Here is a 17,040-nt window from a genome sequence, read left to right as displayed (position 1 = left end):
TGGTCTCGCCGCGGGCGCCGCTCCCCGCTCCGCCAAACGAACGCCTCCGGACGGCGCCCCCGGTGAGCGAGGATGGCACTGATTATGAGGGCGGTTGGGCGAAGGGGGACAAGGTTTTTGTTATGCCCGCGTGGGAGCGGTCCGGCGCGACGCGTCTCCGCTCATCCCCGCCCCGATCAGATCGGGGGCAGGCTCCGGCGGATTACGCTTCGCCCGCCGGGAGCGGCTTCGGCCGGTGGTGATCGTCACCTGGACCGAAAGGAGTTCTGGGTCCCCGCTTTCGCGGGGACGAGCGGAGAGGGGCGGAGCTGAGCGGAGAGGGAGGCGAGGCTGAGCGGAGAGGAAGGCGCGGATGAGTGGAGAGGAAGGCGAGGCCGAGCGGAGAGGGAGGCGGCCGGAGGATCGGTTGGGACGCCGGCGGCTGGTCCGGCGCGCGCCTACGCGATCCCCTCGCGAAAGGGGCTCGCCGGGTAGACGCCGAGGATGCGGAACTCGGCGCAGAAGAACTGCAGCTCCTCGAGCGCCAGGGCCAGCGACCGGTCCTTGGGGTGGCCGTCGACATCGGCGTAGAACTGGGTCGCGGTGAACTGGCCGTTGAGCTGGTAGCTCTCCAGCTTGGTCATGTTGACGCCGTTGGTGGCGAAGCCGCCGAGCGCCTTGTAGAGCGCGGCCGGGACGTTGCGGACCCGGAAGACGAAGGTGGTGACCACCGGACCGTCATTGGGCTTCGCCCGCCTGTCCTTCTTCGACAGGATGATGAAGCGGGTGGTGTTGTGGGCCTCGTCCTCGACGTCGCGCTTGAGGATGTCGAGCCCGTAGAGCTCGGCGGCGAGCTTCGGCGCCAGCGCCGCCTGGGTCCGGTCGGCGGCTTCCGCGACCTCGCGGGCGGCGCCCGCCGTGTCGCCGGCGACCATCGGCTTCCACTTGTGGGCGCGGATGATCTTGCGGCACTGGCCGAGCGCGTGGATGTGGCTGTGGACGGCCTTGATGCCGGAAAGCTTCGCGCCCTTCGGCGCCATGAGCTGGAAGTGGATCGGCAGGAAATGCTCGCCGACGATATGCAGGCCCGAGGTCGGCAGCAGGTGGTGGATGTCCGCCACCCGGCCGGCGACCGAATTCTCGATCGGGATCATCGCAAGGTCCGCCTCGCCACGGCTCACCGCCCCGAAGCAATCCTCGAAGGTCGGCAGGGGAATGACCTCGTAGTCGGCATGGATCTGCTGGCAGGCGAGGTGGGAGTTGGCGCCGGGCTCGCCCTGGAAGACGATTTTTTTCAAGCGGGGCATCGGTCTGGTCGTCGGTCGGTTTTCTGGTCGCGGGAGGCTTACAGCATTCCGGGCACCGATTGCGCGCTTTTTCTTCGGCGGCCTATGGCGGCTGCGCTGCGATCTGAGTGAGGGCCGACGACCATGCCTGCCGCCGCCAGCCCTGGAAATGCGCGAGCCAGATGGCCTCGGCAACGCGAATGTCGACGAGGGCAGCGGCAATTCTCTGGGAAGGCGGCAGACGATTCGTGACGTGCTCGTCGAAAGGCGCGAAATACCGTCGGGCCGCGCCGGAGAAAAGCTGGCTCGATGAAACCCCGAGCAGTTCGCCGCGCAGAGTATCCAGTTCGGGGACTGCCTCGCCTCGCGCGTCAAACGCAAGGTAGGTATCGACCAGGGCCATTCCGAGATCGAAGCGGACGTGGGCGCGTGCGCCAAAGAACAGGCCGAGTGCGCGGACGTAAGCCTCGGGCCGTTTCGCGGCCTTACGGGCAAGGTCGAAATAAGGCCGCCAATGATGCGGCACCGGTGTCGACCCAGTCTGCATGATGTTGCTGTGAACATCCCGCTTGTAGATGGCGAAGAAGGAGACGATCAGCGTATGCAAAAACGCGCCGGAGTCCGCCTTGCGGGCAAATTCAAGCCAGCCTTCGGTCGAATGATAGTAGGCTCGGATGAACGCGTAGTGGAGGGCGCTGCGCCTGCGGTGCCCGATGGTCGTGCCGTCGTGCATCCCGCGGCGGAAATCGCTGCGTATCCGCCCGATCTCGTCGAGCACCCCCGACGCCTCCGCCTCTCCTGGACGGACCTCCTCGACGAAATAACCGTGACGCTGCGGTGTCGGCCGAAGGCCGGTCGCGCCTTCCGTCCCCATTCCCGCCTCCGATCAAGGAAGCCGCGGCCTGCGACCGCGCCCGTCCCCCTGGCCAAAGACTACCGGGAACTGCGCCGGAATCAAATTCGCTGGAGCGGTGCTGATTTCGGACAGACGCCGCGCCGGGAGGCGGCGATCAGCCCGCGAGCATCGCGCGGGCGCGGTCGAGATCGCCGGGGGTGTCGACGCCGAGCGGCACGCCGTCGACCAGCGCCACGTCGATGCGCATGCCGTGCTCCAGGGCACGCAGCTGCTCGAGCCGCTCGCGGCCCTCGAGGGGCGTCGGCGGCAGGCCGATATAGCGGGCAAGGGCGTCGCGCCGGAAGGCGTAGAGGCCGATGTGATGGTAGACCGGCCCCTCGCCCGAGGGCGCCGTGGCGCGGGTGAAATAAAGCGCGCGGAACAGGCGGTCGCCGACCGGCGTGCCGACCATCTTGACGACGCTCGGCTCGGTCTTCTCCTCCTCGCGGGTGATCTCGGCGGCGATCGTCGCAATGTCGACCATGGGTTCGGCCAGCGGCCGCATCACCGCGCGCACGGTCTCGGCCTCGATGGTCGGCAGGTCGCCCTGGAAGTTGACGACGATGCCGGCCTTCGCGTCGGGGTCGGCGATCGCCAGGGCCTCGAAGATCCGCGACGTGCCGTTGACATGGTCGCCGCGGGTGATCACCGCCTCGCCGCCGACCGCGCGGATCGCCCCGGCGATGCCGGCATCGTCCGTTGCGACGACGACGCGGCCGAGTTCCGCCTCGATCGCCCGGCGCCAGACATGGACGATCATCGGCTCGCCGTGGATGTCGGCCAGCGGCTTGCCGGGCAGGCGGTTGGCGGCCATTCGGGCCGGAATCAGGACAATGGCCGCGGTCTGCGACATGAGGGGAGGGCTCCGCGCCCCGGGCGACCGGGGCAAAAGGTCTCAATCGAGCGTGCTTATACGTGTTGCCTCTTGCGGCGAAAAGCCTGTAGTTTCCGCCCCAACGGGCAGGCCGGCGATTCCGGCCTCGGGGCAGGCCGGGCGGAAAACCGAGCGATGAATTTCGAATTCAACAAGATTGCCGGCGCAGTTCTTGGCACCGCGCTTGGCGTCATGGGGCTGAGCATCATTTCCGAGATCATTTATGCGCCGCCACATTCCGAGGAACCCGGCTATATGATCGCCGTGGTCGGCGGAGAGGGCGAGGGCGGCGGCCCGGCGAAGCCGGCCGAAGTCGCGCCGATCGCCGACCGCCTGCAGACCGCGAGCGTCGATGCGGGGATGAATCAGGGGAAGAAGTGCCAGGCCTGTCACACCCTCGAAAAGGGCGGTCCGGCAAAGGTCGGCCCGAACCTGTGGGGCGTCGTCGGCGGGCCGGCCGCCCATATGGAAGGCTTCAACTATTCCGAGGCGATGCTGGCCAAGCATGACGAAGGCATGACCTGGACCTTCGAGAATCTCGACCATTTCCTGACCAATCCGAAGGCGTTCGTTCCCGGTACCGCGATGGCCTTCGCGGGCATCAAGAATCCCGAGCAGCGGGCCGACCTCATCGCCTATCTGAGGACGCTTTCCGACGACCCGGTGCCGCTGCCGACCCCGGTGGCCGCCGCGCCGGAGGAACCGGGCGCGCCCGAGGAGCCGGCCGCGCCGGCCGAGGACATGGCGGCGCCGGCAAAGGATGCCGCTCCCGCCGCGGAGGCTGCGCCCGCCGAGGACATGGCTCCCGCCGGGGCTGCCGCGCCGGAGGAACCCGCGGCCCCCGCCGAGGACATGGCTCCGGCCGAGGCTGCCGCGCCGGAGGAACCCGCGGCCCCCGCCGAGGACATGGCTCCGGCCGAGGATGCCGCGCCGGCCGAACCGGCGAAGGATATGGCGCCGGCTGATGGCGCGACGGATGCGGCTCCCGCCGATCCCGAATCACCCCCGGCCGAACCGCAGAACTAGCGACACCGAAGGTTGTGGACATCGAGGTCGGCCGCTCGCCATCCGTGCGAGCGGCCGATTTCTCATGAAATTTCTGTAAGGTAGGCGTTCCGAGGTGTGCGCGCCGCAACTCCGCCCTTAATATAGCCCGTGATGAGGTGCACGGGCCGGTCCGCCGACCGCCCGGAACAAGGGAGTCGCGTGCGGATGCAGCGGATACTGAGCTCGATCATCGTGCTGGCAACGGTCGTGGTCCCGGCGACTGTCGTCACCGCCGCCGCCGCGGATGGCGAATGGAAGACCGCCACGAGCCTGATCGAGGAGCCGCGCTACCCTCCCGGCTTCGCCCATTTCAACTACGTCAACCCGGACGCGCCGAAGGGTGGGGTCGCGCGGCTTTCGGGGACGACGCCAACCTTCGATTCCCTCAATCCGATCCTCTCGCGCGGCGTGCCGGCCGACGGTCTCGGGCTCATCTACGAGACCCTGATGACCCGGGCTTTCGACGAATTCGACATCTCCGGCCAGTATGCGTTGATCGCCGAGGCGATGAAGGTGCCCGACGACCTCTCCTCGGTGACCTATCGGCTGAACCCGAAAGCCAGATGGCATGACGGCGAGCCGATCACCCCGGAAGACGTCGTCTGGTCCTTCGAGAAGCTGACCGAGCTGAATCCGAGCCAGGGCTTCTACTACCAGCACGTCACCAAGGCCGAGGTGACCGGCGAGCGCGAGGTGACCTTCACCTTCGACCAGACCGGCAACCGCGAACTGCCGCAGATCGTCGGCGAGCTGCTGATCCTGCCCAAGCACTGGTGGGAGGGAAAGGATGCCAACGGCAAGCAGCGCGACATCGCCTCGGGCGGCCTGGAGCCGCCGCTCGGCTCCGGTCCCTATCGCGTCTCTTCGGTGACGCCGGGCCGGTCGATCACCTATCAGCGGGTGCCGGATTACTGGGGCGCCGACCTCAACGTGAATGTCGGCCAGAACAATTTCGACACCATCCGCTACGAATATTACCGCGACCTCAATGTCGAGTTCGAAGCCTTCAAGGCCGACGAGTTCGACTACTGGAACGAGAACGAGGCGAAGCGCTGGGCGACCGCCTATAACATTCCGGCGGTCAAGGACGGCCGGATCAAGAAGGAGCTCGTCGAACTCGAGCAGGTCTCCGGCGTCATGGTGGGATTGGTGCCGAATCTCAGGCGGCCGCTCTTCCAGGATGCCCGGGTGCGGCGGGCGCTGAACTACGCCTTCGACTTCGAGGAGCTCAACCGGACGATCTTCTTCGGCCAGTATGAGCGGATCAATTCCTTCTTCTTCGGCATCCCGATCGGCTGGAAGGGGCTGCCGGAAGGCAAGGAGCTCGAGATCCTGGAAAGCGTGCGGGACAAGGTGCCGCCAGAGGTCTTCACCGAGGAATATACCAACCCGGTCGGCGGCGACCCGCAGAAGGTGAGGGAGAACCTGCGCAAGGCGGTCCAGCTCTTCCAGGAGGCGGGCTACAGGCTCGAGGGCAACCACATGCTCGATCCCTCGGGCAAGCCGGTCTCCTTCGAGATCCTGCTGAATGGTGCGACGATCGAGAAGGTCGTGCTGCCCTTCCAGAAGGCGCTGAAGCGGATCGGGATCGACGTCACCATCCGTTCCGTCGATTCCAGCCAGTTCGTGACACGCGTCCGCTCGCGCGACTTCGACATGATCTATACCGGCTGGGGCCAGTCCAACTCACCCGGCAACGAGCAGGCCGACTATTGGGGGTCGGCCGCCGCCGACAAGCAGTCGTCGCGGAACTACGCGGGGATCAAGGATCCGGCCGTCGACGAGCTGATCAACCGCATCATCTTCGCCAAGGATCGCGAGGAGCAGGTGGCGGCTATCCGGGCGCTCGACCGCGTCCTGATGTGGAACCAGTATGTGATTCCGAGCTACACCATCCTTCCCGAGCGCATCGCCTACTGGGACCGCTTCGGGCATCCCGACGGCTACGGCAAGTTCCTGATCGGCTTCCCGACCATCTGGTGGTGGGACGAAGACAAGGCCACCCGGATCGGAGGGAAGAAGTGAGGATGGCGCCGGCGGGCCTGACCCGCCGCGCCGCGCTGCAACTCGCCGGTGGCGCGGCCTGCGTCGCGGTGGCGCCCTGGGCCTGGGCGACGGGCAGGATCGGACTGCACGGGCTTTCGATTTTCGGTAACCTGAAATACCCGGCCGGCTTCACCCAATTCGACTACGTCAATGCCGATGCGCCAAAGGGCGGGCGGATGAATTTCCAGCCGCCCTTCTGGTATTTCAACCAGAATACCCAGACCTTCAACACGCTGAACGGCTTCGTGCTGCGGGGCGATGCGCCGCCGCGCATGGAGCTGATCTTCGACAAGCTGATGGCGCGGGCGACCGACGAGCCGGACGCCGTCTACGGGCTCCTCGCCGAGACGGTCGATGTCTCGGAGGACGGGAATGTCTTCACGTTCCATCTCCGCGACGGGACGCGCTTCCACGACGGATCACCGCTGACGGCCGAGGACGTCGCCTTCTCGCTGATGCTGCTCAAGGAGCAGGGACATCCGAACATCTCGCAGATCATCACCGCGATGGCGAATGCCGAGGCGCTCGACGCGAAGACGGTCGCGGTGACGCTGGACGGCACCCAGAGCCGCGACACGATCCTGACCATCGTCGACCTGCCGATCTTCTCGAAGGCCTATTACACCGCCAATACCTTCGACGCCTCGACGCTGACGCCGCCGCTCGGCTCCGGCGCCTACAAGGTCGGCAGGCTCTCGGCCGGCCGCTATGTCGAATTCGAGCGGGTCGGCGACTACTGGGGCCGCGACCTGCCGGTCAATGCCGGCTCCGGCAATTTCGACGTCATCCGGATCGATTTCTTCCGCGAGCGCCAGCCGGCCTTCGAGGCCTTCAAGAAGGGCGACATCACCTATCGCGAGGAATTCACCTCGAAGACCTGGGTGCAGGAATACAATTTCCCGGCATTCGTTGCCGGCAAGGTCAGGAAGACGCTCTTTCCCGCCGAGCTCCGGCCCTCGATGCAAGGCTGGATGATCAACACCCGCCGGTCGAAATTCAGCGATCGGCGGACCCGGCAGGCGATTGGCCTCGCCTTCGATTTCGAGTGGTCGAACCGCAACCTCTTCTTCGACGCATACACCCGCGAGGATTCCTACTTCGAGAAATCCGACTATGCCGCCCGGGGCGTGCCCGCCGCGGCCGAGCTGGCGCTGCTCGAGCCGCATCGCGCCGACCTGCCGCCCGAGGTGTTCGGCGAGCCCTATGTGCCTCCGGTCAGCGACGGTTCCGGCCGCGACCGCAAGCTGTTGCGGCAGGCGTCCGAGCTGCTTGCCGAGGCGGGCTGGAAACAGGATGGCCGGTTCCTGGTCGACGGGGAGGGAACCCGGCTCACGGTCGAGTTCCTGCTCCATGCCTCGGTCTTCGAGCGGGTGACCATGCCTTATGTCGAGAACCTGAGGCGGATCGGCGTCGACGCGTCGCTGCGGGTCATCGACCCCGCCCAGTACCAGGTACGGACCGCGGATTTCGACTTCGACATCGTGATGTTCGCGATCGGCCTCAGCGCGACGCCCCTCGACGGGCTGCAACAGATATTCTCGACACGATCGGCGGATACCTCCGGCAGCTACAATTACGCCGGCATCAAGGAGCCGATCATCGACACGCTGCTGAAACGGGTGCCGAATGTGGAGACCCGCGAGGAACTGATCACGCTGACCCGCGTCCTCGACCGGATTCTGCGCGCCCAACACTATTGGGTGCCGAACTGGTATCTTGCCGAACACCGAGTCGCGCATTGGGACCTGTTCGGCTGGCCGGCGACGAAGCCGGACTACGCCTTCACACCCGAGACGACCTGGTGGTTCGACCGCGACAGGGCGGCGGCCATCGGCATGGCCGGATAAAGAGGACGCATGGGCGCATATATCCTGCGACGGCTCCTGCTGATCATTCCCACGATGATCGGCATCATGGCGATCAGCTTCCTGGTCGTGCAGTTCGCGCCGGGCGGGCCGATCGAACGGATCATCGCCCAGATCCAGGGTACCGATGTCTCGGCGACCGGTCGTTTCACCGGCGGTGGCGGCGACTTCCAGGGTGTCGGCGGCGAGGCCGGCGGCGGTGGCGAGGAGACCTCGGCCTATCGCGGCGCGCAGGGGCTCGACCCGGAATTCATCGCCCAGCTCGAGAAGCAGTTCGGCTTCGACAAGCCGCCGCTCCAGCGTTTCGGCCTGATGCTGTGGAACTATTTCCGCTTCGATTTCGGGGAGAGCTATTTCCGCGACATCTCGGTGCTCGACCTGATCGCCGAGAAGCTGCCGGTGTCGATTTCGCTCGGGCTGTGGATGACGCTGCTATCCTACGCGATCTCGATACCGCTCGGAATCCGCAAGGCGGTGTCGGACGGCTCGCGCTTCGACATCTGGACCAGCGCGGTGATCGTCGTCGGCTATGCGATTCCCGGATTCCTCTTCGCGATCCTGCTGATCGTGCTGTTCGCCGGCGGCAGCTTCTTCGACTGGTTCCCGCTTCGCGGCCTTTGGTCGGACCAGTATGCCAACACGCCCTTCTGGCAATGGATCACCGACCCGCGGGCGATCGCCGATTATTTCTGGCACCTCGTCCTGCCGCTGCTGGCGATGGCGCTCTCCGCCTTCGCGACGACGACGCTGCTGACCAAGAATTCCTTCCTCGACGAGATACGCAAGCAATACGTGGTGACGGCGCGGGCCAAGGGGCTGACCGAGCACGCGGTGCTCTATCGCCACGTCTTCCGCAACGCGATGCTGATCGTCATCGCCGGCTTTCCCGGCGCCTTCATCTCCTCCTTCTTCGCCGGCTCGCTTCTGATCGAGACCATCTTCTCGCTCGACGGGCTGGGGCTGCTCGGCTTCGAATCGGTGATCAACCGTGACTATCCGGTGGTCTTCGCCACCCTCTATATCTTCTCGCTGATGGGACTGGTGGTGAACCTCGTCTCCGACATCACCTATACCGTGATCGATCCGCGGATCGATTTCGAGACGCGCGAGGTGTGACGGTGGACCAGGTCCTCGACAAGGAGAAACTCGAGACCATCTACCCGGAGCCGGGGCAGGCCGAGCCGCCGCCGCGCCGCTTCCAGATGTCGCCGCTCAACCGGCGGCGCTGGCAGAACTTCAAGGCCAACCGCCGCGGCTACTGGTCGTTCTGGATCTTCCTGGTGCTGTTCATCGCCTCGCTCTGCGGCGAGTTCATCGCCAACGACAAGCCGATCGTGGTTTCCTACAAGGGCGAGATCCTGTTCCCGGTCTTCAACAACTATCCGGAATCGAAATTCGGCGGCTTCCTGGCGACGACCGACTATCGCGATCCCTTCATTCAGGAGGAGATCGGCGCCAATGGCTGGATGGTGTGGCCGCCGATCCGCTACGCCAACCGCACCGTCAACAACGAGATCGCGACGCCGGCGCCGGCGCCGCCATGGTGGACGATGAGCCGCGAGGAGCGATGTTCGCGCTATCCCCTCGGCGTCGAGGATCCGAACTGCACGCTTGGCAACTGGAACTGGCTGGGCACCGACGACCAGGGCCGCGACGTTGTCGCGCGGATCATCTACGGCTTCCGGATATCGGTGCTTTTCGGCCTGACGCTGGCGATCATCTCGTCGCTGATCGGCGTGGCGGCGGGCGCCGTGCAGGGCTATTTCGGCGGCTGGACCGACCTCCTGTTCCAGCGCTTCATCGAGATATGGACGTCGATCCCGACGCTCTATCTTCTTCTTATCCTCTCCTCGGTCATCACCCCGAGCTTCTTCGTCCTGCTCGGCATCCTGCTGCTCTTCTCGTGGGTGTCGCTGGTCGGCGTGGTGCGGGCGGAATTCCTCCGCGGCCGCAACTTCGAATACATCAACGCGGCGCGGGCGCTCGGCGTCGGCAACGTGACGATCATGTTCCGCCACCTGCTGCCCAACGCCATGGTCGCGACGCTGACCTTCATCCCGTTCATCCTCAACGGCTCGATCACGACGCTGACCTCGCTCGACTTCCTCGGCTTCGGCCTGCCGCCGGGCTCGCCGTCCCTCGGCGAGCTGCTGGCGCAGGGCAAGGACAACCTGCAGGCGCCGTGGCTCGGCCTCACCGGGTTCCTCGTCATCTCGATCATGCTGTCGCTCCTCATCTTCACCGGCGAGGCGGTGCGCGACGCGTTCGATCCACGCAAGGTGTTCGAGTAGGATGGGGAGGAGGAGACGGATGCCATGAACCGGATCATTCGCGAGCATTACCCGGCGTCGAAGCTTCCCGAGGATCTGAAGGAGGGGATTGATCCGCAGGCCAATGTGACGATTACGATCGCCGAGGAGGCAGACGAGCGAAGGTCGGCATTCTCTTTCGACGAAATCTTCCGAACCCTGCACGAGTCGCGCGTCCGGTCCGACGATCCGGTCATGCGGATACGGGCGCTCCGCGAGGAATGGGACGAGCGGGAGCGGTCCCTGGCCGATATTCCGCGCGGCGGATCGGACTGATCGTCGTGCGACTCTATTTCGACAGCAACATCTTCATCTACGCATTCGAGTGCGAGACAGACTTTGGACATGCCGCGAGAAGGGCGTTTCGCTTGATCGAGACCGGGCAAGTCACCGCAGTGACCAGCGAATTGACGCTCGCGGAGGTCTTGCCGGGGCCACTTCGCTCAAAGGACATGCAGCTTGAGGAGGCTTACGAAACCATCTTCGCCGGCGGGAGCGGTTTTGACGTGGTCCCCTTGTCTATGGCGGTTCTTCGTGACGCGGCTCGCCTGGTGGCGGACTCGAGGCTCCGTCTGGCGGATGCCTTGCACGTCGCCACGGCGTTGCGGTCCGCTTGCGCGGCTTTCCTCACCGAGGCTCTTCGTGCCCCGGCTGAGTTGCGGATGATGCGGCTTGCCGATGAGAGATTCGAGTAGATGACCGGCGAACCCCTCCTCTCCGTCCGCGATCTCCGGGTCGATTTCCGCCAGGCCGGCAACGTCACCCATGCGGTGCGCGGTGTCAGCTTCGACATCGCCAAGGGCGAGACCGTGGCGCTGGTCGGCGAGTCCGGCTCGGGCAAGTCGGTCACCGCCCTGTCGGTGATGAAGCTGCTGCCCTACCCGGCCGCGTCCCATCCCGCCGGCGAAATCCGCTTCAAGGGAACCGACCTGCTGGGCGCGCCGGAAGCGGAGCTCCGCAAGGTCCGGGGCGCCGGGATCGGCATCGTCTTCCAGGAGCCGATGACCTCGCTCAATCCGCTCCACACCATCGAGCGGCAGGTCGGCGAGGTGCTCAAGCTCCACCGGGGGATGGGCGACGCCGCGGCGCGGAAGCGGGTGCTCGAGCTCCTCGACCAGGTCGGCATCCCGAACGCGGCCGAGCGCCTCGGCGCCTATCCGCACCAGCTTTCCGGCGGCCAGCGCCAGCGGGTGATGATCGCCATGGCGCTCGCCAACCAGCCGGACCTGTTCATCGCCGACGAGCCGACGACGGCGCTCGACGTGACGGTGCAGGCGCAGATCCTGCAACTGCTCCGCGATCTCCAGAAGCGCAACGGCATGGCGATGCTGTTCATCACCCACGACCTCGGCATCGTCCGCAGGATGGCCGACCGGGTCTGTGTGATGACCAACGGCGAGATCGTCGAGGCCGGGCCGACCGAGGAGGTCTTCACCAACCCGCAGCACGACTATACCCGCCATCTCCTCGCCGCCGAGCCGAAGGGCGATCCGCCGAAGTCCGATCCCGGCGCGCCGGTGGTGATGGAGGCCGAGGACCTGAAGGTGTGGTTCCCGATCAAGCGCGGGCTGCTCAGGAAGGTGGTCGGCCACGTCAAGGCGGTCGACGGCATCGACATCGCGATCCGCGAGGGGCAGACGCTCGGCATCGTCGGCGAATCCGGCTCGGGCAAGACGACGCTCGGCCTCGCGCTGATGCGGCTGATCTCGTCGCGCGGCAACATCGTCTTCCTCGGCAATTCGATCCAGAGCACGACCTTCAAGCAGATGCGGCCGATCCGCCGCGAGATGCAGATCGTCTTCCAGGACCCCTACGGCTCGCTGAGCCCGCGCATGTCGGTCGCCGACATCATCGAGGAGGGGCTGAAGATCCATGCGTCGGACCTGTCGCGGGCCGAGCGTGACCGCAAGGTGATCAAGGCGCTGGAGGAGGTCGGCCTCGATCCCTCGACCCGCCACCGCTATCCGCACGAATTTTCCGGCGGCCAGCGCCAGCGCATCGCCGTCGCCCGCGCCATGGTCCTGGAACCGCGCTTCGTCATGCTCGACGAGCCGACCTCGGCCCTCGACATGAGCGTCCAGGCGCAGGTCGTCGACCTGTTGCGCGACCTCCAGCGCCGCCACAACCTCGCCTATCTGTTCATCAGCCACGACCTCAAGGTGGTCAAGGCGCTGGCCAACGACATCGTCGTGATGCGGGCCGGCAAGGTCGTCGAACACGGTTCGTCGGCCAAGGTCTTCGAGCATCCCGAGACCGACTATACCCGGGCGCTGATGGCCGCCGCCTTCGACATCGCCGCGGCACCGGAAGGCGTGGTCAGCCAGTAGCCGGACCGACGCCGCGGAGGACCGTCCGATTTGGGGTGGCCTGTCGGCGACCGGCGTGTAGAACAGGGGTCCTGTCCTTCAAGCGGCCCGGTTACTTCGTGATTCCAGACACCGACCTTCCAACCGCTCATTCCCGCGCACGCGGGAATCCAGATCCGCGCCGGTATCGCCCTTCGCAACCTGGGTCCCCGCGTGCGCGGGGACGAGCGGAGGATAGGGGAGGGGCAGGTTCGTGAAAGCCAACGCCATCCTCGTCTCCTCCGGCAACTGGGCGCCGGAGCCCTGGGCCGAGGCCGTCCGCGCCATCGATCCGGACCGGCCGGTCTTCCTCTGGCCGGACGTGCCGGACCCGGCCGCCATCGGCTACGTGATGGCGTGGCGGCCGGCAGAGGACTCACTCAAGGGGCTGCCCAATCTCAAGCTGATCCTGTCGCTCGGGGCCGGCGTCGAGGGGATCGTCCTGCGCGACGACCTGCCGGACGTGCCGATCACGCGGATCGTCAGCGACGACCTGACCGCCCGGATGAGCGAATGGATCGTGCTCCAGGTGCTCCTCCACCATCGCCAGCAACTCGCCTACCAGCGGTTCCAGCGCCAGCGGCACTGGCGGGAGCTTCGCCAGTCCGCGGCCTCGGAGGTCCGGGTCGGGATCATGGGGATGGGGGTGCTCGGCCAGGCGGCGGCGAAGGCGCTCGCCGATCTCGGCTTCGGGATTGCCGGCTGGAGCCGGAGGCCGAAGGACCTGCCGGGCATCGAATGCCATGCGGGCGATGGCGCGCTCGATGCGTTCCTGACGCGAACCGACATCCTCGTCTGCCTGCTGCCGCTGACCGACGCGACGCGCGGCATCCTGTCGATGGCACTGTTCGAGAAGCTGGGGCGAAACGCCTCGCTCGGCGGGCCGGTGGTGATCAACGCCGGGCGGGGCGGCCTCCAGATCGAGAGCGACATCGTCGCCGCGATCGAACGCGGCGTCATCGCCGGCGCGAGCCTCGATGTCTTCGAGACCGAACCGCTCGACCCGGGGAGCCCGCTCTGGGCGCTCGACAATGTCGTCATCACGCCGCATGTCGCCGCGTTCAGCAGCCCGGCCGAACTGGCCGGCCAGATCCTCGGCCAGATCGCGGCCTTCGAGGCCGGCCGGCCGCTGAGGAACCTGGTCGACCGGTCGGCGCGCTACTAGCGTCAGTTGACCGCCGGCGTCCGTTCCGCGATCCGGTCGACGATGTAGCGGGCGTCGCGGCCGGCGCCCTGGATCATCACCGAGGCCATCGAATAGAGGAACTCCAGACCGACGAAATAGAGCCCCGGCACGTCCGCTACGACGCCGCGGTCGTGTTTCGGTTCGTCGTTGTCGGGGATTTCCGGCAGGTCGATCCACGAGAAGTCCGGCTCGAATCCGGTGCACCAGATGACGTTTTCCACGTCGAGCACCCGGCCGTCCTCGAGGCGGGGCCTGCCGTCCTCGACGCCGGAGGTGCGTCCCACGCGCTCGACGCCGAGCGCGGCGAGGTCCTTCGGCTTGACGCGGATCAGCGGGCCGCCCTGGGAAAGGATCTTCGGACGGACCTTGCGGCCGATCGGGGTGGACGTGGTCAGGACCCTGTAGAAGACGAAGCCGACGACCAGATGGATGAGGAGATTCCGTCCGAGAAATCCCTCGACACGGAACGGGATGTGCCCGGTATCCCGGCCGGACATCCAGACCCTGCGGCCGTCATTGGCAAGCTCGCGCGCGACCTCCGAGCCGGAGTTGCCGGCACCGACGATGAGGAGGTCGCCATCCTTCAGTTGTCCGGGATTCCGGTAGGCGCCGGAATGGAGCTGGACGATTCCCGGATCGAGGTCGTCGGCGAAGGCCGGAATCCTCGGGCGCTGGAAGGTGCCCATGGCGATCACGACATTGTCGGCCTCGAACCGCGCATCGCCCGCACTGACCAGATATCGCCCGTCCCGCCGGGAGACCCGATCCACCCTCATGCCGGTCCGCACGGGAAGATCGAAGCGTGCGGCATAGGCTTCGAGGTAATCGGCCATCGCGTCCTTGGTCGGAAAGGCGTGAACGTGATCGGGGAAGGGCATGCCATCGAGGCCGTCATAGCCGGCGGGCGTGAAGAGCTTGAGGGAATCCCAGCGGCGGCGCCAGACGTCGCCGATCCTCTCATCCGCCTCGAGGATGACGAAGGGGATGTTGCGGCGGGCAAGGTGATACCCGACCGAAAGGCCGGCCTGGCCGCCGCCGATGACCACGACCGTCGTGCGCTCCGGGTCGGATTGCGGCGATACCCCGGCGCCGGTCGCCCGGGGTGACGAACCAACCGTGCCGTCGGCGGTGATGTCGGCGAAGGCGCGGCCCTCCTCGAGATAGTCCCTCGCGCGAGGATTCGGGGCGATCGGTATCGTGGTCGTGAGCGTCATGGCTTCCTCCAGCAGGCTGCGCGCCGATACGGCATTGCGAGGAAGCTAGGACGGCGGGGCGGCGCTCCGCTTCGGGCGAATACCCCATGTCAGGCGAGGCCGCCGCATGGGTGGTTCCACCCATCCGGCCCCGCCCGGAATCAGACCAGCTGGTGCTCGTAGGCATAGGCGGTCGCGGCCGCCCGGGAGGGCACATCGATCTTGGTGAAGATGTTGGAGAGGTGTCGGTCGACCGTCTTTTCGGCGACATCGAGCTCTTTCGCGATCGCCTTGTTGGTCTTGCCGGCGGCGACCAGCCGCAACACCTCGATCTCGCGCGGCGTCAGGCCGTCCGGGCGATGCCGGGCGTCGGTTGTGGCGAGGTGATCGATGCGGGCGAGGTCCGGGGCGGCGCCAAGGTCCTCGCAGACCGAACGGGCGGCCGCGAATTCAAGGGCCGCGCCTTCGGCGTCGCCGAGGTTCCGGCAGGCGATGCCGACGAGAATGCGGATACGGGCCGCGAGATAGGGGGCGCCGAATTGCTGCCAGACGAGGAAGGCGCGGCGGAGAGGGGCAAGTGCCGCCTGTGGATCGCCCTCCGCGAGCCGGATGGCGCCGCGGGCGTGGTCCGCCATCGCCGAAACCACCTCGGTGTCATAGCTGGCCGCGATATCTGCGATCTCCTCAGCGGCAGCGCGCGCCTCGTCGATGGCGCCATCCGCCAGCATGATCTCGACGGCGGCGGGCAGGACGCGCATTCTCCGGGCCGGCTCGGTGGTCGTCGCCAGCGCCCGCCGGATGCCATTGACCGCCGAGTCGCGGCGGCCCTGCGCCAGGCGGAGGAGGGCAAGTCCCGGCTGGATATCTGCGCCGAGCTCGTTCGACCGGCGATAGGCGTCTTCCGCCTCGGAAACCTCGCCGCGCAGCCGATGGATCTCCGCCTGCTGGTAGAAGGCGGCGGCGCTGGCGCCGGGATCGGCGATGACCGACAGCCGCCGGGTCGCCCGCTCGGCTTCGCCGATCGCGTCGCTCCAGGCGCCGCTGAGCTGCATCACCTCGGCCCGGTGGACCAGGCAGCTTCCGGTGAAGGTGACCAACTGGGGTTGCGTGTCGCACCACGCCGCCAGGGCGGCGGTCCATTCGCGGCAGCGGTCGAAGGCGAAGACCTCCTGGCAGGCATCGATCACGCTGCAATAGACGAGGCCGGTGAAGATCGGCGAAAGGGCGCCCGCGGTCGCCGCAAGCATGGCTTCGTCGAGGAGCGTCAGGCCCTCGGCGATCCGCCCCATGCGGAGCAGTGCCCGGCCGCGGAGATTGCGGGCGAATGCCGCGAGATCGGCCTCCGAATAGCGGTCGCCGATCTCGATCGCTGTGGCCGCTGTGGCGTCGGCCTCGTCCAGGTCGCCGGTGGCGATGGCGCGATGGACGGCCGGGAGCAGCAGGTAGCCCTGTTCGGGACAGTCCCGGTCGCGGAGAAGGCGGGCGGCGCGGGTCAACCAGCCGCTGGCGCGCCCCGCTTCGCCCAGCGAGAAAAGACGCAGCCCGAGGCCGAAGGCGGCGCGGGCAGCCCGTCGTTCGTCGCCGGCGGCGAGATGTGCGTCATAGATGCGTTCCTGAAGCGCCAGATAGTCATCGTCACGATCGGTAAGGGCGGCCGCCCAAACCCAGTCTTCGAGATCGTCGACGGCGAGCGGCGCCAGCGAATCGGCCTGGCAGTAGGACTGGTAGGCGTCTTCCCAGGCATTCCGGGCATAGGCTTCCCGGGCATCCGCCAGTCCGTCGGCGGTGCGCTTCTTCGGCGGTCGTCTGGCGTTGGTCATACGCCTGGCTCCGATGCCGCGCCTGTCGTGGCGACAATAGCCGAGATTAGCGGAGATTGCGTCGGCGCGTCGCGCCCATTCGCATTGGCGGGCGCTCGTCTCGCGGAATCCGGTGCTAGAATGGCCGGCCGGCCGGGCTGTGCCCGGCAGGCGCTTCCGCCCGCCCCGCCGTTCGGCAGCCCGCGAAACCCGACA

General features: G+C 66.8%; 14 protein-coding genes. 9 read left to right on the top strand and 5 right to left on the bottom strand.

Features of this window, described 5'->3' with window-relative positions:
- Positions 1 to 437 precede the first annotated feature (437 nt).
- The 3 genes from KDJ86_RS05195 to KDJ86_RS05185 form a co-directional block, all read right to left on the bottom strand.
- Positions 438 to 1,286: a prephenate dehydratase gene (locus KDJ86_RS05195; RefSeq protein ID WP_291743691.1), complete on the bottom strand. Its 849-nt coding sequence runs from the start codon at positions 1,284 to 1,286 to the stop codon at positions 438 to 440.
- Between the two features lie 82 nt (positions 1,287 to 1,368).
- Positions 1,369 to 2,139 (bottom strand): DUF5995 family protein, encoded by a 771-nt coding sequence (locus tag KDJ86_RS05190; protein WP_291743690.1) that lies wholly within the window; start codon positions 2,137 to 2,139, stop codon positions 1,369 to 1,371.
- A gap of 136 nt (positions 2,140 to 2,275) precedes the next feature.
- On the bottom strand, positions 2,276 to 3,013 hold the full coding sequence (locus KDJ86_RS05185) for a 3-deoxy-manno-octulosonate cytidylyltransferase (protein WP_291743688.1): 738 nt from the start codon (positions 3,011 to 3,013) through the stop codon (positions 2,276 to 2,278).
- A 156-nt stretch (positions 3,014 to 3,169) separates the two neighbouring features.
- Between KDJ86_RS05185 and KDJ86_RS05180 the strand changes: the two genes are divergently transcribed.
- The 9 genes from KDJ86_RS05180 to KDJ86_RS05140 all read left to right on the top strand — a co-directional run bounded on the left by KDJ86_RS05180 (position 3,170) and on the right by KDJ86_RS05140 (position 13,811).
- The gene (locus KDJ86_RS05180) at positions 3,170 to 4,060 is read left to right on the top strand and encodes a c-type cytochrome (RefSeq protein WP_291743686.1); all 891 of its coding nucleotides are present in this window, start codon (positions 3,170 to 3,172) and stop codon (positions 4,058 to 4,060) included.
- Positions 4,061 to 4,246: 186 nt separating this feature from the next.
- Positions 4,247 to 6,106 (top strand): extracellular solute-binding protein, encoded by a 1,860-nt coding sequence (locus KDJ86_RS05175; protein WP_291743684.1) that lies wholly within the window; start codon positions 4,247 to 4,249, stop codon positions 6,104 to 6,106.
- Positions 6,107 to 6,108: 2 nt separating this feature from the next.
- A complete protein-coding gene (locus KDJ86_RS05170; RefSeq protein ID WP_291743681.1) occupies positions 6,109 to 7,974 on the top strand; it encodes an extracellular solute-binding protein in 1,866 nt (621 codons plus the stop codon).
- Positions 7,975 to 7,983: 9 nt separating this feature from the next.
- The gene (locus tag KDJ86_RS05165) at positions 7,984 to 9,108 is read left to right on the top strand and encodes a microcin C ABC transporter permease YejB (protein WP_291743680.1); all 1,125 of its coding nucleotides are present in this window, start codon (positions 7,984 to 7,986) and stop codon (positions 9,106 to 9,108) included.
- A gap of 86 nt (positions 9,109 to 9,194) precedes the next feature.
- Positions 9,195 to 10,283: an ABC transporter permease gene (locus KDJ86_RS05160; RefSeq protein ID WP_291743693.1), complete on the top strand. Its 1,089-nt coding sequence runs from the start codon at positions 9,195 to 9,197 to the stop codon at positions 10,281 to 10,283.
- A gap of 24 nt (positions 10,284 to 10,307) precedes the next feature.
- Complete coding sequence (locus tag KDJ86_RS05155; protein WP_291743679.1) at positions 10,308 to 10,577, top strand: hypothetical protein; 270 nt, start codon at positions 10,308 to 10,310, stop codon at positions 10,575 to 10,577.
- Between the two features lie 5 nt (positions 10,578 to 10,582).
- Positions 10,583 to 10,996 (top strand): type II toxin-antitoxin system VapC family toxin, encoded by a 414-nt coding sequence (locus tag KDJ86_RS05150; RefSeq protein ID WP_291743677.1) that lies wholly within the window; start codon positions 10,583 to 10,585, stop codon positions 10,994 to 10,996.
- Positions 10,997 to 12,628 (top strand): ABC transporter ATP-binding protein, encoded by a 1,632-nt coding sequence (locus KDJ86_RS05145; protein WP_291743674.1) that lies wholly within the window; start codon positions 10,997 to 10,999, stop codon positions 12,626 to 12,628.
- Positions 12,629 to 12,860: 232 nt separating this feature from the next.
- Positions 12,861 to 13,811: a 2-hydroxyacid dehydrogenase gene (locus KDJ86_RS05140; protein WP_291743672.1), complete on the top strand. Its 951-nt coding sequence runs from the start codon at positions 12,861 to 12,863 to the stop codon at positions 13,809 to 13,811.
- A gap of 2 nt (positions 13,812 to 13,813) precedes the next feature.
- Here the strand turns inward: KDJ86_RS05140 and KDJ86_RS05135 are convergent, their stop codons facing one another.
- Positions 13,814 to 15,046: a flavin-containing monooxygenase gene (locus KDJ86_RS05135; RefSeq protein WP_291743670.1), complete on the bottom strand. Its 1,233-nt coding sequence runs from the start codon at positions 15,044 to 15,046 to the stop codon at positions 13,814 to 13,816.
- Between the two features lie 140 nt (positions 15,047 to 15,186).
- Complete coding sequence (locus KDJ86_RS05130; protein WP_291743668.1) at positions 15,187 to 16,845, bottom strand: LuxR family transcriptional regulator; 1,659 nt, start codon at positions 16,843 to 16,845, stop codon at positions 15,187 to 15,189.
- Positions 16,846 to 17,040: the final 195 nt, after the last annotated feature.

This window comes from Bauldia sp. (assembly GCF_020442045.1).
Taxonomy (GTDB): domain Bacteria; phylum Pseudomonadota; class Alphaproteobacteria; order Rhizobiales; family Kaistiaceae; genus Bauldia.
The sequence above is the reverse complement of the archived record's forward strand: the minus strand, read 5'-3'. Positions and strand labels throughout refer to the sequence as shown.